This window comes from Ruegeria sp. MALMAid1280 (assembly GCF_049195285.1).
GTDB lineage: Bacteria > Pseudomonadota > Alphaproteobacteria > Rhodobacterales > Rhodobacteraceae > Ruegeria.
On record NZ_JBMIRT010000005.1, the window covers coordinates 1 to 1,155 of the forward strand.

Annotated in this window: 1 protein-coding gene; it reads right to left on the bottom strand. The window is 64.5% G+C overall.

The genetic code is table 11. From position 1 onward, the window contains the following. On the bottom strand, positions 1 to 1,109 hold a 1,109-nt coding region (locus ACOQFT_RS00025; RefSeq protein WP_421596032.1), incomplete at its 3' end, for a mannose-1-phosphate guanylyltransferase/mannose-6-phosphate isomerase. Between the last annotated feature and the right edge of the window lie 46 nt (positions 1,110 to 1,155).

The window sequence follows — 1,155 nt, forward strand, 5'->3', positions numbered from 1 at the left end:
CGGTGATCCTTGGGGAAGGCCGTGGCCTGCGCGGCGCCTTTTTCCTTCAGCGCGGTGACCGCTTTCTTGACGTCCTGCGCCCGCGACGCATCCGCCACCAGAACCGCATCGTTCATCGCCACCGCGATGATGTTGTCCAGCCCGATCCCCACCAGCTCCAACTGGTCGCTGTCCGAGCGCAGCAGCGTGTTCCGACACTCGATCGCGGTGGCGCCGCCGCTGGTCACCACGCCATCCCCATCCGGGCCGCTTTCGCGCCAGACCGCGTCCCAGCCGCCCAGATCGGACCAGGCCGCGTCGAAGGGAACCACCGACAGGTTGTCCGCCTTTTCCATCACCGCGTAGTCGATCGAGATATCCTCGGCCTGCCCCCACGGGTCCGGGTTCAGACGCAGAAAGCCCAGATCCGGCGTGGCGGTTTCAACCGCCGCCTCGACTGGTGCCATCAATGCGGGCGCATGAGCGCGGAAGGCGGCGATCATGTCTGCCGCGCGGAACAGGAAAATGCCCGCGTTCCACTTGAAGGTGCCGGCCGCCAGCATCTCGGTGGCGCGGGCTATGTCGGGCTTTTCGACAAACTTTTTCAGCGGAACCGGCGAGCCGTCAGTGTCCGACGCCGAGGCAAGTTCCAGATAGCCATAGGCGGTTTCCGGATGGGTCGGGGTGATGCCAAAGGTCACCAGCTGCCCCTGCGCCACGGCCTCCATCCCGCGGGCAACCGCCGCCTGGAAAGCGGCCACATCGGGAACCACGTGGTCAGAGGGGGCGACCAGCAGCACCGCATCGGCGTCTTCCGCATGGGCGCGCAGCGCCGCAGCCAGCACCGCCGGGGCGGTATTGCGCCCCTCGGGCTCGATCAGAATGGCACCGGGGTCGATTCCGATGGCCTGCAACTGCTCGGCCACGATGAACCGGAAATCCGAGTTGGTCAGCACCACCGGTGCTGCGAAGTTCACGCTGTCCGTCGCCCCGGAAAGCCGCCGCGCCGAGGCCTGAAACAGGGTTTCCTCGCCTACCAGCGGCACAAATTGCTTGGGATAGCTTTTGCGCGACAAGGGCCAAAGACGCGTTCCGGAACCACCACAAAGAAGAACAGGTGTGATCAACATAAAATGCTCAATATCTGATTTGCTTCAACCGGTCCTAGTCAATGAC